This is a genomic window from Pseudomonas sp. S3(2024) (assembly GCF_036861315.1).
Classification (GTDB): Bacteria; Pseudomonadota; Gammaproteobacteria; order Pseudomonadales; family Pseudomonadaceae; genus Aquipseudomonas; species Aquipseudomonas putida_A.
In genome coordinates, this window is the sequence record NZ_JAZAQQ010000006.1 from 311345 (window position 1) to 337028 (window position 25684).

The following is a 25684-nucleotide window of genomic DNA, read 5'->3' on the forward strand; positions in this document are numbered from 1 at the left end:
GCCGGATGCGCCGGATCAATCGGCACATAACCGGCGCCGGCCTTGAGGATCGCCACCAGTCCGACCAGGGTGTCCAGCCCACGGCGGGCGACGATCGCCACGCGGTCATCCGGTTTCACGCCCAGGCCGATCAGGTGATGCGCCAAAGCGTTGGCCTGCTGATTGAGTTCGGCGTAGGTCAGTTGCGCGTCGGCAAACACTGCCGCCAGCGCGTCCGGCCGTTCGGCTACCTGTGCCTCGAAACGTTGCTGGATGGTCTGTGCAGCCGGGAAATCCACTTGAGTGGCATTGAACTCGAGCAGTACCTGCGCAAGCTCCGCCGCCGGCAGGATCGGCAGTTGATTGACCGGTGTCTGCGGCGCCTGCTCCAGCGCGAGCACGAGGTTTTCCAGCGCGCAGTGCAGGTAGTCGCAGATGCGCTGCGGATCGGTCTGGGTGCTGGCCAGCAGGGTCAGGCTGAATGCATCACCGAGGTCATCGACACTCATCGTCAACGGATAGTTGCTGCGCTCTTCGGAGTGCAACGTGGAGATACCGTCCCACGCCGCGAGGGTTTCGGCACTGGCGGTGGCGACGTTGTGGCTGTGGCGATAATTGAGCAGCGTGCTGAACAGCGGCGTCGGCGCCACCACATTACTGCAGCGCTGGGCCAGGGCCAGCGGTGCGTGTTCGTGCCGCATCAGCGTGGTCAACCGGGCGTGGGTGGCGTTGACCGCCGCGCGCACGTCCTGCCCGTCGATGTTCACCCGCAACGGCAAGGTGTTGATGAAAATCCCCAGCGCCCGATCAATCGCTTCGGCGCCTTGCATGCGGCCCATCAGCACGGTGCCGAACACCACCTGCTGCTTGCCGGTCAGCGCGGCCAGCACCTGCGCCCAGCCGAGGTGGAACAGGCTCGCGACACTGACGCCAAGGGTTCGCGCCTGCGCCCGCAGACGCTGGCCCAACAGCGCCGCGACCGGCACGCTGAGTTCGACGATTTCGCTGCCGTCACCCTGCACGTCCTGCAGGCCGTAAGGCAGCGTCGGTTCGTCGATGTCGCTGAGCATCTCGCGGAAAAACGCCTCGTGCTCGGCCTCGCTGACGCCCAGACGCGCCTGCGCCACGTAATTGCGAAACGGCACCGGGCGCCCGAGCCGTTCACGCTGCCCGGTGAGGCAGGCGCGCATTTCGTGGCGCACCACGTCGAGGGCCGAATGGTCGAGGGCCATGTGATGGAACAGCAGCGTGGCGATCACCCGTTGCCCGGCTTCATCCCAGGCGTGGGCCAGACGCATCAGCGGCGCCTGGGTAACGTCGAGGCGGAAGTGCCGGGCGTCGAAACGCTCGTGCAGATACGCCAGCACGTCGCCATTTGCATCAGGCAACGTCACCTCTTCCACTGGCAGTTCGGCCCGGCGCCAGACCACCTGCACCGGCGCGTCCAGCCCTGCCCAATGCACAGCGGTGCGCAGAATGTCATGGCGATCGATCACTGCTTGCAGCGCTTGAGCGAACGCTTGAAAACGCTCGCGGCTGGCAAAGGCGAAATGCGATTGCATGACATACGGATCGCCGTCACCGCCACTGACGTGGTGATACAGGATGCCTTCCTGCAACGGCGCCAGCGGGTAGATGTCCTGCACATTGGCTGCGCCGCCGGGGACTTGTGCGACGAGATGGTCGATGGTGGTTTGATCGAGCTCGACCAGCGTCAGCATTGCCGGGGTGATGTGCGTGGTGCCCGCAACGATCCCGTTGGCCGGCACCTCGACCTGGCCATGCTTGCTGGCCGAGTACTGCCCGGCCTTGATCAGTTCGATCAGCGCCGGTTTGTGCTCGCGCAACAGCGCCAGCAACGCCGGGTCGTTCAACGCCTGCTTGTTGCCATTGACCCGCAATTGGTCGTCCGCGACCGCCAGCTGGATATCTTTAGCCTTCAATGTGGCCAACAGTTCGATCACGTTCACAGGACGATCTCCATTCGTTCGGTAATTGCGGCGTAGCCGGCCAGGGTCGGATGTTCGAACAGCGACCTGACATCGGCTTCCATGCCTTCCTGACGCAGCCGGCCGATCAGACTGACCGCCAGCAGCGAGTGACCACCCAGTTCAAAGAAATGATCGTGGCGCCCTACCCGCTCGACGTTGAGCAACTCGGCCCAGAGCCGTGCGAGGGTGATTTCGACGTCGCCCACCGGGGCTTCGTATTCGCGCACAGGCAATGCGGCCTGATCCGGGGCCGGCAGCGCCTTGCGGTCGAGTTTGCCGTTGGGGCTCAGCGGCAATGCTTCGAGATGCACGAACAGCGCGGGCACCATGTAGTCCGGCAGGTTTTCCAGCAGATGGCTGCGCAGCACGTCGATTTCCAGGCGTGCCCCGGTGTAGTACGCCACCAGACGCTTGTCGCCGGATGCATCTTCGCGGGCGAGCACGGCGGCTTCCTGAATGCCGTCGATCTGGGTCAAACGCGCCTGAATCTCGCCGAGTTCGATGCGCAGGCCACGAATCTTCACCTGATCGTCGTTACGGCCCAGGTATTCGATATTGCCGTCCGGCAGATAGCGGGCGATGTCGCCGGTGCGGTACATGCGTCCATTGGACTGGAACGGATCGTTGAGGAAGCGTTCGGCGTTCAGCTGCGGACGGTTCAGATAACCGCGCGCTACCTGCACACCACCGATGTACAGCTCGCCGACCACACCGTGCGGCACCGGTTGTTGCTGGGCATCGAGGATGTACATGCGGGTGTTGGCAATCGGTTTGCCGATCGGCGTGTTGTCCGGGGTGTTTTCCAGCGGCCCGGCGCAGTTCCACGCCGTTACGTCCACCGCGGCCTCGGTCGGGCCGTAGAGGTTGTGCAATTGGCTGCCCGGCAGTTGCTGTTTGAAACGCCGCACCACGCTGCCCGGCAACGCTTCGCCGCTGCACATGACTTGCCGCAGGCTGCTGCAGCGTGCGGTGTCAGCATGAGCGAGAAATACATCGAGCATCGACGGGACAAAGTGCAACGTGGTGATGTGTTCGCGTTCGATGATTTCGCTGAGATATTCCGGATCCTTGTGCCCTTCAGGTCGGGCCATGACCAGTCGGGCGCCGGTCATCAGCGGCCAGAAGAACTCCCAGACCGACACGTCGAAGCTGAACGGGGTTTTCTGCAATACCGTGTCGCTGGAGGTCAGTTGATAGGCGTCCTGCATCCACAGCAGGCGGTTGACTACCCCGCTGTGTTCGTTGATCACGCCTTTCGGTTGGCCAGTGGAACCGGAGGTGTAGATCACGTAGGCGGTGTGCTGCGGGGTCAATTCAGCGAGCGGAAGGTTTTCCGTCGACAGCGATTGCCAATGCGGCAGATCCAGGTCGATCACCGGCACGCCAACGTCACCGAGCAACGAGCGCGTGGTTCCCTGCACCAACACCGCCAACGGCGCGCTGTCCTCCAGCATGTAGGCCAGACGCTCCAGCGGATACGCCGGATCCAGCGGCACAAAACCGCCGCCAGCCTTGAGGATCGCCAGCAGCCCGACTACCATGTCCAGACCGCGCTCGACGCAGATCGCCACCCGTGAGTCCGGCCCTACGCCCAATTCACGTAGGTGCCGCGCCAGTTGATTGGCCCGGGCGTTGAGTTCGGCATAAGTCAGTGGCTGTTCATCAGCGGCCACCGCTGGTGCCCAAGGCGTGCGCGCCACTTGCGCTTCGAACAAGCCGTGAATGGTCAGCTCAAGGTTGTAATCGACCTTCGTAGCATTCAGGCCGAACAGCAACTGCTGGCGCTCGGCATCCGCCAGCACCGACAGGCGATTCAACGCCTGCTGCGGTGTCTGTTCCAGCGCTTCGACCAGCCCCGCCAACGCCTGCTGCATGTAGCCACACACCCGCGCCGCGCCAATCTGCGAAGGGGTCATGGCCGTGAGATCAAAGCCCTGGCCCAGGTCATCGACGTTGAAGCTCAGCGGATAGTTGGTGCGCTCCTCGCTGGACAGGTTTTCGATGCCTTGCCAGGCCAGGCGATTGGCCTGCAACTGTTCTGCGCTGACGCTGTGCCGGTAATTGAGCATCGCGCTGAACAGCGGTGACGGCGCGGCCACCCCGCTGCACCGCTGGGCCAATGCCAGTGACGCATGTTCATGGCCGAGCAATGCGGTCAGTTGCGCATGGGTGGCGCGCACCCCGGCACGCACCGAAACATCACCCAGATCCACCCGCAGCGGCAGCGTGTTGATAAACATTCCCAGACTGCGATCAGCGCCGGTACCGCCCTGCATCCGCCCCAGCAGCACGGTGCCGAACACCACGCGCTTATGTCCGGAAGTCGCCGCCAATACCTGGGCAAACGCCAGATGGAACAGGCTCGCGACGCTCACGCCCAGCTGCCGCGCCTGGCTGCGCAGGCGCCGCGCCAAGGCTTCGGGCACGCGCTGACGGACTTCTTCGATGTCATGGCCGTCACCGTGCACATCCAGCAGACCGAACGGCAGCGTCGGCTCATCGATCTCGCCGAGCATCGTGCGGAAGAACGCTTCATGCTCCTGCTCGCTGACGCCCAGCCGGGTCTGCGCCACGTAATTGCGATACGGCACGGCGGGGATCAGGGCTTCGCCGTGACCGAAGAGCAGCGCCTGCAGTTCCTGCTGCACCACTTCCAGCGCCGTGTGATCCATGGCGATGTGATGGAACAGCAGCATGGCGACCACTCGATCATTGGCCGGGTCTTGTGCATAGACCAGGCGAATCAACGGCGCCTGACTGAGGTCGATGCGGTAATGCCGCGCGTCGAAACGCTCAAATAACTGCGCCAGAACATCACCGCCCGCCGGATCGAATGCAACCTCCTGCAGCGGCAGCTCGGCTTCACGCCAGACCACTTGCACCGGCGTCGACAACCCTTCCCAGACCACTCCGCTGCGCAGAATGTCGTGACGTGTCATGACCTGGCGCAGTGCGGCGGCAAAGGCGTGCAAGCGTTCAAGGCTGTCGAATGCCAGGCGCGATTGCAGCAGGTACGGATCACCCTGCCCGGCGCTCAAGTGGTGATAAAGAATGCCTTCCTGCAACGGCGCCAGCGGATAAATGTCCTGCACATTGGCGGCCCCGCCTGGCACCGTGGCGACGATGCGCTCGATGCTGGCCTGATCCAGTTGCAGCAGGGTCAGCATGTCTGGAGTGATATGCGTGCAACCGAGTGGAATCAGGTTATCCGGCACCGCGACTTCGCGACCGCTGCCGACGGCGGCCGCCAGCGCGGCGAGGGTTGGCTGGCTGAACAGCACGCGCACGTCGGTGCTCAGGCCGAGCTGACGCATGCGCTCGATCAGGGTCACCGCCAGCAACGAATGTCCGCCCAGTTCAAAGAAGTTGTCGTGACGTCCGACCTGTTCGACCTGCAGCACCTCGGCCCAGACCTGCGCCAGCGCGGTTTCCACCGGCCCTTGCGGGGCTGCGTATTCGCGGCTGAGCCAGGCGTCCTGATCCGGTTCGGGCAAGGCCTTGCGGTCGAGTTTGCCGTTGGCGGTCAGCGGCAGCGCCGGCAGGCGCGCGTAGGCGGCGGGCACCAGTGCCTGCGGCAAACGTGCTTGCAGATGCTCGCGCAGCTCTTCGATTTCTACCGCAGCGCGGGCAGTGAACCAGGCGATCAAGCGCGCCTCGCGCACCAGCACTACCGCGTCCTGCACCGCCGGATGGCTGGTCAGTGCCGCGTCGATTTCCCCCAGTTCCACCCGCACGCCGCGCAGTTTGACCTGATCGTCGTTACGTCCCAGATACTCGATATTGCCGTCGGCCAGCCAGCGCGCGAGATCGCCAGTGCGGTACATGCGCGCCTGCGGTTCGTCACTGAACGGGTCTTCGAGGAAGCGTTCGGCGGTCAGCTCGGGACGGTTCAGATAACCACGGGCCACACCCGCGCCACCGATGTACAACTCACCCGCCACGCCAACCGGCACCGGACGCTGCTGTTCATCGAGCAGGTAGATCCGGGCGTTGCTGATCGGCCGGCCAATATGCAGCAACTGCCCGGCATTGATTTGCCCGGAGGTCGCGACCACCGTGGCTTCGGTCGGGCCGTAGTTGTTGATGACGGCAAAGGTCTGCTCACGCGAGAACTGGCGCAACTTGTCGCCACCGATCAACAGCGTGCGCAAGGTCGGGTGACCCAACTCACGGCTGAAGGCGTATTCGGCAATCGGCGTCGGCAGGAAGCTCACTTGCAACGGCTGCGCGCGCCACCAGTCGAGCAGTTCATCGAGGTGTTCGTTGCTGATCGACGGCGGCGGCAGGTGCAGGGTCGCGCCGACACACAGCGCCGGCCAGACCTCCCAGGCCATCGCGTCGAAACCGCAACCGGCGACGCTGGCGGTGTGGCTGCCGGCGCGCAGGTCGAACGCCTCGCAGTGCCAGTGCACAAGGTTTTCCAGGGTCGCGTGTTCGACCATCACGCCTTTCGGCTGACCGGTCGAACCCGAGGTGTAGATCACGTAGGCCAGATGCGCCGGGGTCAGCGTCGGCAGTTGCGGATTGGTAGCCGGCAGGTGTTGCCAGAGGGCGTTGTCCAGATCGATCACCGGCACCCGGCCCAGCAACTCGCGGGTCGCGCCCTGCGCCAGCACCGCCACCGGATCGCTGTCCTGCAACAGGTAGGCAATGCGTTCGGCCGGGTACGCCGGATCGACCGGCACATAACCGGCGCCGGCCTTGAGAATCGCCAGCAGCGCCACCAGCATCTGCGGGCTGCGTTGCAGGCACACGGCAATCCGGTCGTCCGGTTGCACGCCGAGGCCGAGCAAGTGATGGGCCAGGCGATTGGCCTGCTGATTGAGCTGCGCGTAGGTCAGTTGCTGCGTGCCCTGCACCACCGCCAGTGCCTGTGGCTGCTGCTCGGCCTGCACTTGCACCAGCGCCTGAATCGTTGCACCGCGCGGATACGCAGCCGCAGTCGGGTTGAAACCGACCACCAGGCGTTCGTATTCCTCGACCGAAAGAATCGGCAAGCGGTTGAGCGGACGTTGCGGCGCCTGTTCCAGCGCGTGCACCAGATGCTCCAGCGCGGTGTGCATGTAGCCGCAGATCCGTTGCGCGCCGATCTGCGCCAACGCCAGCACGGACAGGGAAAAGTCTTCGCCGAGATCGTCGACGCTGAGGGTCAGCGGATAGTTGCTGCGCTCTTCGCCGCCAAGCAATTGCACGCCTTCCCAGATACCCTGACCGTCACGCGGCTGCGCTTCGGCAGCGGTATGCCGGTAGTTGAGCAAGGCGCTGAACAGCGGCGCCCCGGACACAGCGCTGCAACGCTGGGCCAGCGCCAATGGCGCATGTTCATGGGCCAGCAGCGCGGTCAGCCGGGCGTGGGTGGTCTTGACCGCAGCGCGCACGCCTTCGCTGACATCCACCCGCAGCGGCAAGGTGTTGATGAACACGCCGAGGGTGCGATCCGCGCCCTCACCGCCCTGCAAACGCCCCAACAGCACCGTGCCGAACACCACGTCGCGGCGGTTGGCAAGCACCCCCACCACCTGCGCCCAGGCCAGGTGCATCAGGCTCGCCGGGCTGACACCCAACTGCCGCGCCTGTTCACGCAGGCGCAGGGTCAACCCGGCATCCACGGCTTGCTGCGCCTCCTCGATGTCGCCGCCATCGCCTTGCACGTCGTGCAGACCAAACGGCAGGGTCGGTTCGTCGATATCGCCGAGCATGTCGCGGAAGAACGTTTCGTGTTCCTGCTCGCTGGCACCCAGACGCGCCTGCGCCACGTAGTTGCGGTACGGCATCGGCGTGCCGAGGCTGTCGGCCTGATCGAACATGAAAGCACGCATTTCCTGGCCCACCACCTCCATGGCGGTGTGGTCGAGAATCAAGTGCTGGAACAGGATGATCGCCACCACCCGTTGCTGCGCCGGGTCTTCGGCGTAGACGATGCGCATCAGCGGCGCCTGGCTCAGGTCGAGGCGGTTGTGCCGGGCATCGAAGCGCGCGTGCAACTGGTCAAGAATGTCGCCCTGCGCCGGATCCAGCGGCACCGCTTGCACCACCAGCGGCGCCTGACGCCAGACCACCTGCTGCGGACTCGCCAGCCCTTCCCAGACCACACTGGTGCGCAGAATGTCGTGACGCGCGATGACCTGCTGCAAGGCTTGGCTGAAGGTGCGCAGGCGCTCGACGCTGTCGAAGATCAGCCGCGATTGCAGCAGGTACGGATCGCCCTGTTCGGCGCTCAGGTGGTGGTAAAGAATGCCTTCCTGCAACGGTGCCAGCGGATAGATGTCCTGCACGTTGGCGGCCCCGCCCGGCACGGTGGCGACGATGCGCTCGATGCTCGCTTGATCGAGTTCAGTCAGGCTGAGCATGTCCGGAGTGATGTGCGTGCAGCCCGGCGGAATGCGGTTGGCCGGCACCTCGATTTCGCGACCGCTGCCCACAGCGGCGGCCAATGCGGCCAGGGTCGGCTGATTGAACAGCACGCGCACGTCGGCCGCGAGGTCGATCTGGCGCATGCGCTCGATCAGGCTCACCGCCAGCAGCGAATGCCCGCCCAATTCGAAGAAGTTGTCGTGACGCCCGACCCGCTCGACTTTCAGCACGTCGATCCAGATCTGCGCCAGCGCGGTTTCCAGCGCACCCTGTGGCGCTTCATATTCGCGGCTGAGCCACGCGCCCTGCTCCGGTTCCGGCAAGGCCTTGCGGTCGATCTTGCCGTTGGCGGTCAACGGCAATGCGTCCAGCCGCACGTAAGCCGCCGGCAGCAGCGCATCCGGCAAGCGTGCCTGTAAATGCGTGTGCAACTGCTGAATATCGACCGCCGTGCGCTCGGTGAACCACGCAATCAGCCGCCCATCGCGAACCAGCACCACCGCCTCTTGCAGCGCAGCGTGGCTGCCGAGCGCGGCTTCGATTTCACCGAGTTCGATTCGCACGCCACGCAGTTTGACCTGATCGTCGTTGCGCCCCAGGTACTCGATATTGCCGTCAGCCAGCCAACGCGCCTGATCGCCGGTGCGGTACATGCGCGCCTGCGGCTCATCGCTGAACGGATCGAAGAGGAACTGCGCAGCGGTCAGCTCGGGGCGATTCAGATAACCGCGCGCCACGCCCGCCCCGCCGACATACAGCTCGCCCGCCACCCCCACCGGCACCGGGCGCTGCTCGGCGTCCAGCACATAGATTTTGGCGTTGGCGATCGGGCGGCCGATATGCAGCGGCTGATCCAGTTCGACCCGCCCCGAGGTAGCGACCACCGTGGCTTCGGTCGGGCCATAGTTGTTGATCACGTCGAAGGTTTGCGCACGACTGAACTGACGCAGTCGGTCGCCACCGATCAGCAGCGTACGCAAGGTCGGGTGCTGTAATTGCCGGCTGAACGCATATTCGGCCACCGGCGTCGGCAAGAAGCTGACCTGCAACGGCTGCGCGCACCACCAATCGAGCAACTCGTCGAGATGTTCATTGCGGACCGACTGCGGCGGCAGGTGCAAGGTCGCGCCAACACACAGTGCCGGCCAGACTTCCCAGGCCATCGCATCGAAACCGAAGCCGGCGACGCTCGCGGTCTGGCTGCCGGCCTGCAAGTCGAAGGCTTCAGCGTGCCAGTGCACGAGGTTTTCCAGGGTGGCATGTTCGACCATCACCCCTTTCGGTTGGCCGGTGGAGCCGGAGGTGTAAATCACGTAAGCCAGATGGTTCGGGGTTAATGCCGGCACCTGCGGATTGGCATCCGACAGGTGCTGCCAGAGGTCGCGGTCCAGATCGATGACCGGCACGCCACCGAGAAGATCGCGAGTCGATTCTTGCGCCACCACCGCCACCGGAGCGCAGTCCTGCAACAGATAGGCGATGCGTTCCGCCGGATACGCCGGATCGACCGGCACATAACCGGCGCCGGCCTTGAGGATCGCCAGCAGCGCGACCAGCATGTCCGGGCTGCGCCGGGCACACAGGGCAACCCGGTCATCGGGCTGCACGCCAAGGCCGATCAGGTGATGCGCCAGGCGATTGGCCCGCTGATTGAGCTCGCCATAGCTCAACTGCCAGGTACCTTGCAGCGCCGCCAAGGCCTCCGGATGCGCGGCCGCCTGGGCCTCGAACAAACGCTGCACGGTTTGCGCTGGCGGATAGTCGCGACCGGTGATGTTAAAGCCGACCAGGACCCGCCGGCGTTCGCTCGGCGACAGCACCGAGATCTGCCGCAGCGGCATTGCTGGCGTGTGCTCCAGCGCCGTCAGCAAATTGTGCAGCGCGGTTTGCAGGTAATCGCAGACCCGCGCGCCATCCACTTGCGGCACCGCCTGCACGCTCAGGCGGAAACCGGTGCCGAGGTCGTCGACGCTGACCACCAGCGGATAGTTGCTGCGCTCGCGCGAGCTGAGAATCTCGATCCCGTCCCAAGTCACGCCTGCCGGTTCGGCCGCGCTGTGGCGATAGTTGAGCAAGCTGCTGAACAGCGGCAGCGATGCGGCAACACCGCTGCAACGCTGGGCCAGCGACAGCGAGGCCTGCTCATGCGCCAGCAGTTGCGCCAATCGCTCATGAGTAGCCCGCACGCCTTGCTCTACCGAGGTAGCGCCAACACTGACCCGCAACGGCAAGGTGTTGATGAACATGCCGAGTGCGCGATCGGCGCCCTCGCCACCCTGCATGCGTCCGAGCAGCACGGTGCCGAACACCACCTCTTCACGCCCCGAAACCTGCGCCAGCACCTGGCCCCAGGCCTGGTGCACCAGGCTGGCCGCGCTGATGCCGAGGCGGCGCGCCTGCTCGCGAAGGCGCTCGGCCACGCCGGCGTCCAGCACCTGCTCGCTGTCGACGATGCTACTGCCGTCGCCATGTACGTCGTGCACACCGAAGGCCACAGTCGGCTCGTCGATGTCGCCGAGCATGTCGCGGAAGAACGCTTCGTGCGCCTGAGTATCGGCGTGCTGTTGCGCCTGCGCCACGTAGTTGCGGTACTGCACCGGCATCGGCAACTCGGCGCCGCTCGGGTACAGGCTGTCGTTCATTTCCGCCAGCAACACTTCCAGTGCGGTGTGGTCGAGCACGATGTGGTGCAGCAACAGGATGCCGACCCAGCGCTGCTGCTCACGGTCTTCGGTGTAGGCCAGACGCATCAGCGGCGCCCGGCGCAGGTCGAGGCGGTAGTGCCGTGGATCGAACCGCGCCTGCATCTGCTCCAGCACATCGCCCTCAAGCAGGTCGGCATCGACCCGTTCCAGCGCCAGCGGCGCCTCGCGCCAGACCACTTGCACCGGCTCTTCAAGCCCTTCCCAGAACACGCTGGTGCGCAGAATATCGTGGCGCTCGATCACCGCATTCAACGCACGGACGAAGGCCTTGATCTGCGCCAGACCGGCGAAGGCGAATTGCGCCTGCAATACGTAGGGATCACCGGCGCTGGTCGCCAGATGGTGATAGAGAATCCCCGCCTGCAACGGTGCCAGGCCGTAAATGTCCTGCACATTGCCGACGCCGCCAGGCACGCTGGCTACAACGCGGTCGATGGCGACCTGATCCAGCGCGGCCAGCGGCAGCATGTCCGGGGTGATGCGCGTGCAATCGGCGGCAATCAGATTTTCTGGCACCCGCAGGGCGTGACTGTGACTCAAGGTCGCCGCCAGCGCCGCAACGCTCGGCTGGCCGAACAGCACGCGCACGTCGCACTGCAAGTCGTGCTGGCGCATGCGTTCGATCAGTTTCACCGCCAACAGCGAATGGCCGCCGAGTTCGAAGAAATTGTCGTGCCGCCCAACCTGCTCGACACCGAGCAGGCTCTGCCAGATACCGGCGATCAGGGTTTCCACCGGCCCCAGCGGGGCTTCGAAACCGCGACGGGCGAACGCATCGCTGTCCGGTTGTGGCAAGGCTTTGCGATCAAGTTTGCCGTTGGTGGTCAGCGGCAACGCGTCGAGGCGCACAAACGCGCTCGGCACCATGTAGTCGGCCAGCGATTGCAGCAACGCGTCGCGCAATTGCGCGGCGCTCGGCTCAGCGCCTTCGGCGGCCAGCCAGTAGGCGACCAGACGCTTGTCACCGGGACTGTCTTCGCGAGCGATCACCAGCGCTTCGCGCACCCCGGCGCAGGCGGCGAGGCGAGCTTCGATTTCACCGAGTTCGATGCGGAAACCACGGATCTTCACTTGATCGTCGTTGCGCCCCAGGTATTCGAGGCTGCCATCCGCTGACCAGCGCGCGAGGTCGCCGGTCTTGTACAGGCGCGCCTCGGCACGGCCGCTGAACGGGTCGGCGATAAAGCGTTCAGCAGTCAGCGCTTCACGATTGAGGTAGCCTCGGGCAACCCCGGCGCCACCGACGTACAACTCGCCGATCACGCCGACCGGCACCGGTTCGCGCTGCGCGTCGAGCACGTACAGTTGCAGGTCGGGAATGCCCACGCCAATCGGGCTGCGCCCGACCAGTAACGCGTCCGCTGCCTGCAGTGGGCGATAGGTCACGTGCACCGTGGTTTCAGTGATGCCGTACATGTTCACCAGCCGCGTACCGGCATTGCCGACCCGCGCGTACCACGGTTTGAGCAGGCCCGGTTCCAGGGCTTCGCCGCCGAAGATCACTTCGCGCAACGAGTGCTGCAACGGGCTGCGGCCCTGCGCGGCGATCAGTTGACGGAAGGCGCTCGGGGTCTGATTGAGCACGGTGACGCCAGTGCGGCACAGCAACGCGTAGCAGTCGTCCGGCGAGCGGCTGACCGCCTGCGGCACCAGCAACAATTGTCCGCCGAACGCCAGCGCACCCCAGATTTCCCAGACCGAGAAGTCGAAGGCGAAGGAATGGAACAGCGCCCACACATCCTGCGGGTTGAAGTTGAACCAGTCGTGGGTCGCGGAAAACAGCCGCACCACGTTGCGGTGCTCGACCATCACGCCTTTGGGCAGCCCGGTGGAACCGGAGGTATAGATCACGTAGGCAAGATGACTCGGGCTCAGCTCGGGAATCTGCGGATTGCTGCTGAGTTCAGCCTGCAACTGCAGGCTGTCCAGATCGATGATCGGCACGCCAAGCGCGCCAACCCGATCCAGCGTATCGGCCTGGGTCAGCACCGCCACCGGGGCGCTGTCCTCCAGGGTGTAGGCGATGCGCTCCAGTGGATACGCCGGGTCGATCGGCACGTAACCGGCGCCGGCCTTGAGGATACCGAGCAGGCCGATGAGCATTTGCGGGCCACGCTCGACACAAATCGCCACGCGCTGATCCGGGCGAATCCCCCGCGCCAGCAGGTGATGCGCAAGTTGATTGGCGCGGCGATTGAGTTCGCCGTAGCTCAACGTCTGCTCCTCGAACAGCAGCGCTGTGGCCTCTGGACGCGCCGCCGCGTGGGCTTCGAACTGCTGGTGAATCAGCGGGGTTTCCGGGAACTGCGGCAACGGCGAGTTGATCCCGTGCAGCAGATATTCACGTTCGGCGGCCGGCAGGATATTCAGGCGTTGCAGCGGCGCATCCGGGGTCGATTGCAAGGCCTGCAGCAGGCTGTGCAACGCGGTGTGCAGGTAAGCGGCGATGCGTTCGGCACCCAGCGCCGCATCCGCCAGCGCGGTGATGCGCAAGTCTTCGCCGAGGTCGTCGATGTTTATTGTCAGCGGGTAGTTGGTGCGTTCGCGGGCGCCCAGCACTTGCACGCCGGGGGCCAGTTCGCTGACCTCGGCGATCTCTTCACTGCTGCTGTGGCGATAGTTGAGGATCGCGCTGAACAACGGCGTTGGCACCGCCACCGCGCTGCAACGCTGGGCCAGGGCCAGCGAGGTCTGTTCATGGCCGAGCAACGCGGTCAGGCGTCGATGGGTGGCCAGCACCCCGGCACGCACGCCGTCCTGCCCGACATCCACCCGCAGCGGCAAGGTGTTGATGAACATCCCCAGCGCCTGTTCGCCGCCCTCGCCCGCCTCCATCCGCCCCAGCAGCACGGTGCCGAACACCACCGCCGTGCGCCCGGACAGTTGGCCGAGCACCCGCGCCAGCGCCAGGTGCATCAGGCTCGCCACGCTGACGCCGAGCTGACGCGACTGGCCGCGCAGTTGCCGGCTGAAATCGGTGTCGAGCATCAGCAAAGCTTCTTCGATGCCTTGGCCATCGCCCTGCACATCCTGCAAACCACAGGGCAAGGTCGGCTCGTCGATGTCGGCGAGCATCTCGCGGAAAAACTGCTCGTGAGTCTGTTCGTCCAGACGCAGACGGGCCTTGGCCAGGTGATCGCGGTATGGCACCGGCGGCCCGACCTGCGCGGTCTGGCCGAGCAGGTGCGAACGGGTTTCGCGGCGCACCACGTCGAGGGCGACGTGGTCCATGATCAGGTGATGGAACAGCAACAGCGCGACCACGCGCCCGTTGGCCGGATCCATGGCGTACACCAGACGCAGCAGCGGCGCCTGCTGGATGTCGAGGCGGAAGAACCGTGGGTCGTGGCGCTCCAGCAATTGCGTCAGAGCATCCGCACCCGGGTCGAGGGCGATTTCTTCGCAATGCAGACGAGCGTGTCGCTGCACCACTTGCAGCGGTTCCTCCAGGCGTTCCCAGACGAACGAGGTGCGCAGAATGTCGTGGCGTTCGATCATCCATTGCAGCGCCTCGGCGAAAGCCTCCAGACGTTCGCGGCTGTCGAAGGCGAATCGCGCTTGCGACACGTAGGGGTCACCGGCGGGCGCCGACAGGTGCAGATAAAGCATGCCTTCCTGCAGCGGCGCCAGCGGGTAAATGTCCTGCAGGTTGGCGGCGCCGCCGGGTACTTTGGCGACCAGGCGATCGATGGTCGGCTGATCCAGAGTCACCAGCGGCAGCATGTCCGGGGTGATGCGAAACGCCGGGCTCAGCCAGTCGCCACCGTTTTGCGCGACCAGTTCCAGCAACTGCGCCTTGTGTTCGCTGAGGCTGTCCCACAACGCATCGTCCAGCGCGTCGTCGCTGCCCAGAATGACCAGGTCTTCATCTTCCTGTTGAAGGCGGATCGCATGGGTGGAAAGAACAGCCATCAGTTCGCTGAAATGCATGGGATAACCTGCTGTAAATACGAGAAAAAGGAGCGCGCAGCCGCGAGTCCGTGCCTGCTGTGCGCAGCCTGGAAAAACTAAAACATCGGGGCTTGCGGGGCTGACATGGGAAGCGGGGACAAGCCGCCGGCTCGGCCGCCGCAATCCCCCTGTGGGAGCGGGCTTGCTCGCGAATGCGGTGGGTCAGTCGATGTTGATGGTGACTGTTACACCGCATTCGCGAGCAAGCCCGCTCCCACAGGGTTTGGTTTACACAATCAATTCCGGGCTAGAGCCGGCGTTTGCGGGTGAGGCTCGGGATGGTGGTTTGCGGGATGGCCACTTGCTGCGCCTCGGGTGTGGTGCTGAGCGCCAGTGCCGCCAGCGTCGGCTGGCTGAACAGTGCCCGGGCGTCGGTGTGCAAACCGCTCTGACGCATACGCGCCACCAGACTCACCGCCAGCAACGAATGCCCGCCGAGTTCGAAGAAGTTGTCGTGACGACCGACCTGTTCGACGCCGAGTACTTCACCCCAGATCTGCGCCAGTGCGGTTTCGACTTCACCCTGTGGCGCCACGTACGGTCGGTTGATCACCGCATCTGCCCCCGGTTCCGGCAGGGCTTTGCGGTCGATCTTGTCGTTTGGCGTCAGCGGCAACGCGTCGAGCAGCACAAACGCGCCCGGCACCATGTACTCCGGCAAACGCTCCAGCACATGGCTGCGCAAGGTTTCCAACGATGGCGCGTCGATGCCGGCGCGCAAGCTGTACCAGGCCACCAGACGCTCATCGCGGACCATCACTACCGCTTGGCGAATTGCCGGATGCTCGATCAACCGCGCCTCGATTTCTCCCGGTTCCAGACGCAAGCCCCGCAGCTTGATCTGGAAGTCATTGCGGCCGAGGAATTCCAGTTCCCCATGATTGTTGTAGCGCGCCAGATCGCCAGTGCGGTACAGGCGATCCCCCGGCACAAACGGGCTGTCGATGAAGCGTTCGGCCTGCATCTCCGGCAAGCCGTGATAACCACGTGCCACGCCGACGCCGCCAATGTGCAACTCACCGCTGACACCTTGTGGCACCGGTTGTCCGTACGCGTCGAGCACGTACAGCCGGGTGTTGCTCAAGGCTGTGCCGATCGGCACCACGCTGTCCGGCACTGGCATGTGCGGTTCCAGCGTCCAGCCCGTGCTGTCCACCGTGGTTTCAGTCGGGCCGTAAACGTTGTGCAACCGCACCCACGGCAGGCGATCGCGCACTTGGCGGGCCAGCGCTGCGCTGAGTTCGCCACCACCGTTGAGCACATCGGTCAGGCTGGTGCACTGTTCGACACCGTCCTGTTCGATGAACTGCTGCAACAGCGCCGGGACGAACTTGACCACCGTTACCTGCTGCTCGCGAATGGTCTGCACCACATACGCCGAATCGCGGTTGCCATCCGGCCGCGCCAGTACCAGACGCATCCCGGAACACAGCGGCCAAAAGATCTCCCACACCGAGCTGTCGAAGCTGAACGGCGCTTTTTGCAGCAGCGCGCCGTGCTCGGTTGGCGGGCTGAGCTGCGCCCCCCAATGCACCATGTTGCAGGCGCTGCGGTGTTCGATCATCACGCCTTTTGGCAGACCGGTAGAGCCCGAGGTGTAGATCATGTAAGCGAGGTTCGAAGCACTCAAGCCCGGCACCTGAAGATTGTCTGACGGCTGCTGCTCCCAGTTGCCGTGATCCAGATTGATCAACGGCACACCCGGTTCACCCAGCAATTGCCGCGTGGCGCCATGCACCAGCAGTGCGACCGGCGCGCTGTCCTGCAGCATGTAGTTCAGGCGCTCCAGCGGATAGTCCGGGTCCAGCGGCACATAGGCCCCGCCTGCCTTGAGAATACCGAGTAGACCAACCACCAGATCCAGCCCACGCTCGACGCAGATCGCTACGCGCGAGTCCGGTTGCACGCCGAGTTCACGCAGGTGATGGGCCAGGCGATTGGCGCGATCATTGAGTTGCTCATAGGTCAGGCTTTGCTCGCCGGCCTGTGCGGCGATTGCATACGGTTTGCGCTGTACCTGCGCTTCGAACAACCTGTGCAACGGCTGGTCCAGCGGACAATCGACCTCGGTGGCGTTGAAGGTGATCAGCAAGCGTTGCACCTCCTCGGCTTGCAGGATCGGCAAACGGTGCAACGGCTGTTGCGGGGTCTGCTCCAAGGCCTGCACCAGGCCGCTCAACGCCGCTTGCATATAACCGCAGATCCGTTGCGCGCCAATTTGCGCCACGGCCCTGCCGGTGAGGCGCAAGCCGTTGCCAAAATCATCCACGCTCATGGTCAGCGGGTAATTGGTGCGCTCCTCGTTGGCCAGGGTTTCGATGCCTTGCCAGGCCTGACTGGACGGCTCCAGCAATTCAGATTCGTCACTGTGCCGGTAGTTGAGCAGCGCGCTGAACAACGGTGACGGCGAGGCGACGCCGCTGCAGCGCTGGGCCAGTGCCAGCGACGCGTGCTCATGGCCGAGCAGCGCGGTCAGCCGCGCATGGGTGGCGCGCACCGCGTCCAGCACTCCGGCATCGACATCGATGCGCAACGGCAAGCTGTTGATGAACACGCCCAAGGCCCGGTCAGCACCCTCGCCCCCCTGCATGCGCCCCATCAGCACGGTGCCGAACACCACACGTTGCTGGCCGGACGTCGCTGCCAGCACCCGCGCCCACGCCAGATGAATCAGACTCGCCACGCTGACTCCGGCCTGTCGTGCCTGGGTGCGCAGACGCTGATAGACGTCAGCCGGCAGCGCCTGCTGCGCTTCGTCGATGCCGCGCCCGTCGCCCTGCACTTCCTGCAGGCCGAACGGCAGGGTCGGCTCGTCGATGTCGGCCAGTTGCTCACGGAAAAACGCCTCATGTTCCTGCTCACTGACGCCCAGCCGCGTCTGCGCCACGTAATTGCGATACGGCACCGGCGGCGCCAGCGCCACGACCTGCCCCGACAGGCTGGCCTGCATTTCGCTGCGCATCACTTCAAGGGCGATGTGATCCATGGCCAGGTGATGGAACAGCAGAATCCCCACCACCCGATCCAGCGCCGGATCACGCGCATACACCAGGCGCATCAGCGGCGCCTGACTGACGTCGAGGCGATAACGCCGGGCGTTGAAGCGCTGGTGCAACTGCTCGATGATCGGGCCGTCGGCCGGGTTCAGTTCGACCTCCTGCAACGGCAGAATCGCTTCGCGCCACACCACCTGCACCGGGGTGCTCAGGCCTTCCCAGAGCACCGAAGTGCGCAGAATGTCGTGCCGCGCCATGACTTCTCGCAACGCTGCGGCGAAAGCCTCGACGCGTTCAAGACTGTCGAACGCCAGTTGCGATTGCAGCAGGTACGGATCGCCCTGCTCAGCGGTGATGTGGTGGTAGAGAATGCCTTCCTGCAGCGGTGCCAGCGGATAGATGTCCTGCACGTTGGCCGCGCCGCCCGGTACCGTGGCGACGATCCGCTCGATGTCCTTCTGCTGCAGTTGCACCAGCGGCAGCATCTCTGGCGCGATGTGGGTGCAATCGGCAGTGATGCGGTTGGCCGGCACTTCGATCTCCCGACCGCTGCCGACCGAAGCCGCCAGCGCCGACAGGGTCGGCTGACTGAACAGCACGCGCACGTCGCTGCTCAGATCGAGCTGACGCATGCGCTCGATCAAGATCACCGCCAGCAACGAATGCCCGCCGAGTTCGAAGAAGTGATCGTGACGCCCGACCCGCTCGACTTGCAGGACTTCGGCCCAGATCTGCGCCAGGGCGATTTCGACCTCACCCTGCGGCGCCTCGTATTCGCGGCGGATCAGATCGTCCGGCCCGGGCGCCGGCAGTGCCTTGCGATCGACCTTGCCGTTGGCGGTCAGCGGCAGCGCCGACAGACGCACATAGGCGCTCGGCAGCATGGCGTTGCTCAGGCGGGTTTTCAGCTGCGCGTGCAGCTCATTGATGTCTAGCGGCGCCTGCTCGGTGAACCACGCCAGCAATTGCCCGTCGCGCACCAGCACCACCGCTTCGCGCACCGCCGAATGGCTGGCGAGTGCGCTCTCGATCTCCCCCGGCTCGATCCGGATGCCACGGATTTTCACCTGATCATCGTTGCGCCCCAGGTACTCGAGATTGCCGTCGGCGCGCCAGCGTGCAAGGTCGCCGGTGCGGTACAGGCGCGCGCCCGGTTCAGCACTGAACGGGTCGCGCAGGAAACGCTCGGCGCTCAGCTCTGCGCGGTTCAGGTAACCACGGGCTACCCCGACCCCGCCGACGTACAACTCGCCCGTCACACCGAGCGGCACCGGTTGCTGCTGTTCATCCAGCAGATACACCGTGGCGTTGCTTACCGGTTTGCCGATGTGCAGCGCCTGCCCGGCGTCGATGCGTCCCGAGGTCGCCACCACGGTGGCTTCGGTCGGCCCGTAGTTGTTGATCACTTCGAACGATGGCTGACGCGAGAACTGGCGCAGGCGGTCGCCACCGATCAGCAGCGTGCGCAACGTCGGGTGATCGAGCTGGCGGCTGAACGCGTATTCGGCGATCGGCGTCGGCAAAAAACTCACGTCCAACGGCTGCGCACGCCACCAGTCGAGCAGCGCATCGATGTCTTCGCTACCTTCACTGGCCGGCGCCAGGTGCAGGGTCGCGCCCACGCACAGCGCCGGCCAGACTTCCCAGGCCATCGCATCGAAACCGAAACCGGCCAGGCTTGAGGTATGGCTGCCGGCATGCAGGTCGAAGACATCAGCGTGCCAATCGACCAGATTGCACAGGGTGCGGTGCTCGACCATCACCCCCTTGGGCAGGCCGGTCGAGCCGGAGGTATAAATCACATAAGCGAGGTTGGCCGGGGTCAGCCCCGGCACCTTCGGCGCGTCGACCCGGCCAGCCGACCAACTCGGCTGATCCAGCTCGATCACCGGCACCGACAACGCCGGCAAATGCCCGCGCAGCGCACGCTGGGTCAGCACCGCGATGGGCGCGCTGTCCTCCAGCAGATAGCTCAGGCGCTCGGCCGGATGCGCCGGATCCAGCGGCACATAAGCGGCGCCAGCCTTGAGGATCGCCAACAGCCCGACCAGCGTGTCGAGCCCGCGCCGGGCAACGATCGCCACCCGGTCATCCGGGCGCACCCCGAGATCGAGCAGATGATGAGCCAGCGCGTTGGCGCGTTGATTGAGTTCGGCATAGGTCAGGCTTTGCCCCTGATCAACCGCCGCCAGCGCCTGCGGCCGCAGCGTCGCCTGCGCTTCGATACGTTGCTGAAGGGTCGTCGGCGCCGGGTAGTCCACCCGCGTGGCATTCCACTGTTGCAGCCGCGCGGTTTCTTCCGGCGTGCTCAGATCGAAATCCGCCACCGCCAGATTCACCGCTTCCAGTCCCTGCTCCAGAATCAGCAACCAGCGTTCGGCCAGTGCCTTGACTTCATCGGCGTTGAAATACGCCTCGCTGTAGATCAGGTACAGCCGCGCGTCGTCATTGGCCAGATTGCTCAGCAAGTGCACCGCCAGCGGTGTGGCCTCTTCGACGTTCGAGGCCTTGATGATCCGTCCCGACGCCTCGCCGTAGCGATAATCGTGAGTGCCCTGCTCGTAGGACACCGTGACCTCGAACAGCTGCGAGCGCTCCTCCCGCAGCAGGCCAAGGGCGCGATTCATCTCACTCACGGGAAAACGCTGATGGCGAAAGTCCTTGCGCAGTTCCTCACGGATCGTACTCACCAGTTCAGCGAACGTGCAGTGGCGACCGAAGCCCATACGCACCGCACTGACCTGGGCGAACAACCCGAGGGTGGATTTGAAGCGCGCGCCGGAGCGGTTGAGAATCGGCAATCCAACCACCCATTCGTCACGTTGTGCGGTGCGGCTGAAGTAGACATGCAGCGCCGCCAGCAACACATGGAACGCCGACGCGCCGAACGCTCGGGCCACCTGCTGCATGCGCTCGTGCAGCAACGCCGGCAAGGGCTGCGCGTAGACCTGCGTCTGCGCAGTTTGACCGGCCAGACTCTGCTGATGCCGTGGCAGCAACAGCGGCTCGGGCAATTGTCGGTACTTGTCCAGCCAATAGGCGCGATCCTGCGCATAACGCGGCGACGCGTGATAGCGCGCATTGTCCTCGATGAAGTCGATGTACGACGGCGCCGCGACCGGTGCCGGTTGGCCGTGTGCCAGCGCGTTGTAGATCTCGTCCAGCGACTTGAACATTTCGCCGAAGCCCCAGCCATCGACGATCAAGTGATGCGCCTGCACGGACAGCCAGTGTCGCTGCTCATCGAGGCGGATCAACAGAAAGCGCAACAGGCAGCCGCCGTCCAGCACGAAGGGTTGATCGATGCGTGCCTGCACCAATGCCCGCGCCGCCGATTCCGGGTCGCTGTGCGCCGACACATCGTCGATCGGCATCGGCACCGCTACTGACCGGGCGAACTGCTGCAAAGGCAGGCCATCGGCGCCGGCGCCCGGCAGCAGAATCGTGCGCAGCGCGTCATGCCGGGCTACCAGTGCTTCCAGCGCAGCCTGCATCCGCGCCGGATCCAGCGGCCCGCTGAGGTCCAGGTAGCCGCCGATGTTGTACAGCGGCGAATCCCCGCGACTCAGCTGATCCAGCCAGATATCCAGCTGCGCAGCGGTCAGCGGATACGTCTGGAGCGATGCGGACGGCGTGGCCACCGCAGGGGCAGAAATAGGCGGCATAAGATCCTTCTCATGTGATTTTGCGCCTATTCAAGCATCGGCCCCGATGCCGACATGACACGTAAAACCCGGACAACCCCGCCCCGGGCGCTGGCCTGTCAGCGCTTGTAGCCCCTGATTGGGTGGGAACCCACTAAAAGTTCGGAGAGGAAACACTGAAAATTCTGTAGGAAAAATGCCACACACCAGCGCTGCCATCGACCTGCGTTGTGACCTCAAAAAAACGCAACTGCCCCGGTTTTCAAGGTCTTGCCGTGACCAAACAGTCACGCGATGCGCAACACCTATCGCAAATGGCGTCAGAAGCCCGGCGCCAACTTTCAGAAATGATGGCACTTTGTGTCCCTGTTTTCCCCTACAGACGTAGGACAAATCCATAGGCTTAAATCCCGCCCCAGATCAGTTTCAAGGAGAGACGATTGCGTGGGCGGCTTTTGCATAAACAGCGGACGACTCGGTGATGACTCGGAACCAGGGATGACAAGGATATGAATCTGACCGGCAGCATTCGCAACATGGAAAACCCGCATTTCTACTGGCAACTGGGGGAACTGATTGCCAGCACCGGCGACGATCATTTCGCCAGCAACCTGTTCCAGTTGGTCGACACCCTGGTGCCGGTCAATCGCGTCGATCTCAGCGAATGGACGCTGGACGAGCGCCAGGCCAGCGTGGTCGAGATCAAGGCGCTGGGCAGCGCTGGCCTGCCGCAGACCTTCCCGCCGCCGGACTCGTTGCCGCGCCCGGACGATCATCCGCTGTTGCAGAAGATGATCGAGATGAATGACTCCCTGCTGATTCAACTCAAAGCGTCGCTCCAGCCGCAACATCCGCAGCACAGCGTGCACCAGTGCAATCTGGTGTCCCGCACCTCTAATCGCCGCTGTGTCATCTCGTTCTACCGACCACATACGCAACGAGTGTTTTCCTTGCCGGAGCTGTCGTTTCTCAAAAGCCTGTCTGACACCCTGCTGCCGCTGATTGAACGGCACGCGCAGCTCAGTCGGCAGATTGTCGCCAAACAGCCGCGCCTGCCCTTGGCCGATCTGGAGCAGGCGCCGTTGCAGCAGGTGTTCGACGAACGTCTGGCGCTGGGTGGCATCGTGCTGTCGGCGCGGGAAAAGGAAGTCTGCCTGGGTCTGCTGACCGGCGGTACCGTGCCGCAACTGGCCGAGAAGCTGCGGGTCAAGAGCAGTTCGGTCGAGACCTACCTCAAACGGGCGACCGCCAAACTGGGGGTCAGCGGACGGCACGGTCTGGCGCGCTGGATGGCCGGGGCATAACCGCGCGGTCGTGGTTCAACGGTGTTTGATGATGGTGTGGGGACGCAGTGCCCGGCACGTGTTTTTTCTGCATGAGAGCGTTCGATGCTGCGCATTTCCCTGCTGTCCCTCGCCGTCCTGTTGGCCGGTTGTTCGTTGATTCCCGAGTACCAGCGCCCTACTTCACCGAGCGCTGCGCAGTACCCGCAAGGCGCGGTTTACCCGGCACCGACACCCGCCGCAGCGCGCACTGAAGACTGGCGCACGCTGTTCAACGACCCGGCGCTGCAACAGTTGATCGAAAGCGCGCTGGTGAACAATCGCGATCTGCGAGTCGCGGCGCTTAACGTCGAGGCGTTTCAGGCGCAATACCGCATCCAGCGCGCCGATTTGCTGCCGGCGGTGTCGGCCAATGCCAGCGAGTCACGCCAGCGCATGCCGCCCAGCGTGACCCGCAGCAAAGCCATGATCAATTCGACCTATGCGGTGAATCTGGGTGTCAGTGCCTATGAGCTGGATTTTTTCGGCCGGGTGCGCAGCCTCAGCGAACAGGCGCTGCAAACCTGGCTGGCGACCGAACAGGCGCGGCGCAGTGCCGAGCTGAGTCTGGTGGCCAACGTCGCCAATGCCTACCTGACCTGGCGCGCCGATCAGGAGTTGCTCGAACTGACGCGCCAGACCCTGGCCGCCGATCAGCAAAGTCTGCGCCTGACCACACGCAACCGTGAGGCCGGCAAGTCTTCGGCGCTGGAACAGGCGCAGGCGCAAACCAGCGTCGACAGTTCGCGAGCCAATCTGGCGCGATACAAACGTCAGGTGGCGCAGGATCTCAACAGCCTGACACTGCTGGTTGGCGCGCCAGTCCCCGAGCAACTGCCGGCGCAACCACTGGCCAACGATCTGGTTCAGCAATTGCCGGCCGGGTTGCCGTCGGACCTGCTGCAACGGCGCCCGGACATTCTCCAGGCCGAGTACAAACTGAAAGCGGCCAACGCCAACATCGGTGCAGCGCGCGCGGCGTTTTTCCCCAGTGTCAGCCTGACCACCAGCGCCGGCACTTCCAGCCGCGATCTGTCCGGACTGTTCAGCGGCGGCTCCGGGGCGTGGACGTTCCAGCCGCAAATCAACCTGCCGATTTTCAACGCCGGCAGCCTGCGCGCGAGTCTGGATTATTCGAAATTGCAGAAAGACGTCGCGGTCGCCGAATACGAGAAATCGATTCAAACCGCGTTTCAGGAAGTTGCCGACGGCCTGGCAGCGCGCAGCACTTATCAGCAGCAATTGCAGGCACAGCGCGATCTGGTGCAGGCCACTCAGGACTACTACAACCTGGCGCAGCACCGCTATCAAAACGGTGTCGACAGCAGCCTGACGTTTCTTGATGCACAGCGCTCGCTGTTCAGTTCACAGCAGGGGCTGATCACTGATCGTCTCGCGCAACTGGTTGCCGAGGTCAACCTGTACACCGCGCTGGGCGGCGGCTGGCGGGCCGATGAGGCGAATGTTCAGTAGTCCGTCGTCACTTTTTCTTACACCTTTTGTCGCCCGATCCTGCGCCGCGCGGCGATCCGTGGCCGGCGTCTGCCGTCAGTTTGGTATCATGCGCCGCTTTTACGGTTAACCCCCCGCCAGTCCTGCCGACTGACGGGCTGCAAAAGGCGGTATTAGATGACGGCTTTGTTGACTCGCCGCAAGGTGCTTGCGGGAATGGGCGTGCTGGGCCTGGGCCTGCTCGCGGGCTGCGACACCCGTGGCCAACTGTCGTACAAGTACGGCAAGGACCTGAGTGACAAGATCCTCGGGCGCACCTTCAAGCTGAAGAACACCGACGGCGAAACCATGACGCTGTCGAGCTTTCGCGGGATGATGCCGATGATCTTCTTCGGCTTCACCCAATGCCCGGCGGTGTGCCCGACCACCCTCGCCCGCGCCGCGCAAATCAAGAAGCTGATGGGCAAGGACGGCGACCGTCTGCAGGTGATCTTCATCACCCTCGACCCGGAACGCGACACGCCGCAGATCCTCGACGCCTACGTCAAAGCCTTCGACCCGAGCTTCGTCGCACTGTACGGCACGCTGGAAGAAACCCAGGCCACCGCCAAGGAATTCGACGTGTTCTTCGAGAAGGTGCCGGCCGGCGACACCTACACCATCTCCCACACGTCCACCAGTTACGTCTACGACTCGCGCGGCCAGTTGCGCATGGGTTTGTCTGTATCGCTTTCGGCACAAGAGTGCACGGAAGATTTGCTCACCGTTATGGAGGTCTGCTGATGCACCCCGTTTTGAACAACATCAAACGCGCCGTTTTCGCCCTGTCCCTGCTGGGCCTGGCGTTTCAAGCCTCGGCTCAGACCAAGGTTGATGATGCCTGGGTGCGTGCGACCGTGCCGACCCAATCGGCCAGCGGCGCGTTCATGACCGTCACCGCCGACAGCGACAGCAAACTGCTCAGCGTGGCCTCGCCAGTGGCCAAGGATGTGCAGATCCACGAAATGTCGATGAAGAACGACGTGATGAGCATGGGCCCGGTCAAGTCGGTCGACCTGCCGGCCGGCAAAGCCGTCACCTTCGACCCGAACGGCTACCACGTGATGCTGATGGGCCTGACCGGCCAGCTCAAGGAAGGCGAAAGCGTACCGCTGACCCTGACCGTGGAAAACGCCAAGGGCGAGAAAGAAACCGTCGAAGTCAAAGCCGAAGTCCGTGCGCTGACGCACATGGAAGGCCACGATCACAGCAAGATGCATTGATCTGACTTGGCGGTAATAAAAAGGGGCG

6 protein-coding genes and 2 pseudogenes (1 of these 8 only partly in view) are annotated in these 25684 nt (G+C 64.2%); 4 read left to right on the top strand and 4 right to left on the bottom strand.

What is annotated here, in order from left to right; genetic code table 11:
* The 4 genes and pseudogenes from VLA07_RS17785 to VLA07_RS27260 form a co-directional block, all read right to left on the bottom strand.
* Window positions 1-1949, bottom strand: partial view of a non-ribosomal peptide synthase/polyketide synthase gene (locus VLA07_RS17785; protein WP_333990033.1) — the 5' portion only. The gene continues 15874 nt to the left of window position 1, outside the view; the window shows 1949 of its 17823 coding nt (coding positions 1-1949); it begins with the start codon at window positions 1947-1949; the stop codon falls past the left edge of the window.
* Window positions 1946-14959, bottom strand: coding sequence for an amino acid adenylation domain-containing protein (locus VLA07_RS17790; RefSeq protein WP_333990035.1), 13014 nt, complete (start codon window positions 14957-14959; stop codon window positions 1946-1948). The genes VLA07_RS17785 and VLA07_RS17790 overlap by 4 nt, the downstream gene beginning before the upstream one ends.
* A gap of 268 nt (window positions 14960-15227) precedes the next feature.
* Window positions 15228-20228: pseudogene (locus VLA07_RS17795) on the bottom strand (amino acid adenylation domain-containing protein); the annotation flags it as partial.
* Between the two features lie 90 nt (window positions 20229-20318).
* A pseudogene (locus tag VLA07_RS27260) lies at window positions 20319-21641 on the bottom strand (condensation domain-containing protein); the annotation flags it as partial.
* 488 nt (window positions 21642-22129) lie between these two features.
* Here VLA07_RS27260 and VLA07_RS17800 point away from each other — a divergent pair.
* The 4 genes from VLA07_RS17800 to VLA07_RS17815 all read left to right on the top strand — a co-directional run bounded on the left by VLA07_RS17800 (window position 22130) and on the right by VLA07_RS17815 (window position 25656).
* Window positions 22130-22924, top strand: coding sequence for a helix-turn-helix transcriptional regulator (locus VLA07_RS17800; protein ID WP_097087896.1), 795 nt, complete (start codon window positions 22130-22132; stop codon window positions 22922-22924).
* An 84-nt stretch (window positions 22925-23008) separates the two neighbouring features.
* Window positions 23009-24415 carry an efflux transporter outer membrane subunit gene (locus VLA07_RS17805; protein ID WP_333990040.1) on the top strand — a complete coding sequence of 469 codons (1407 nt, stop codon included), beginning with the start codon at window positions 23009-23011 and terminating at the stop codon, window positions 24413-24415.
* Between the two features lie 156 nt (window positions 24416-24571).
* Entirely contained in the window at window positions 24572-25177 is a 606-nt protein-coding gene (locus VLA07_RS17810; RefSeq protein ID WP_047599796.1) for an SCO family protein, read from the top strand.
* Window positions 25177-25656, top strand: coding sequence for a copper chaperone PCu(A)C (locus VLA07_RS17815; RefSeq protein ID WP_027613130.1), 480 nt, complete (start codon window positions 25177-25179; stop codon window positions 25654-25656). Before VLA07_RS17810 ends, VLA07_RS17815 begins: the two co-directional genes overlap by 1 nt.
* The last annotated feature ends 28 nt before the right edge of the window (window positions 25657-25684 follow it).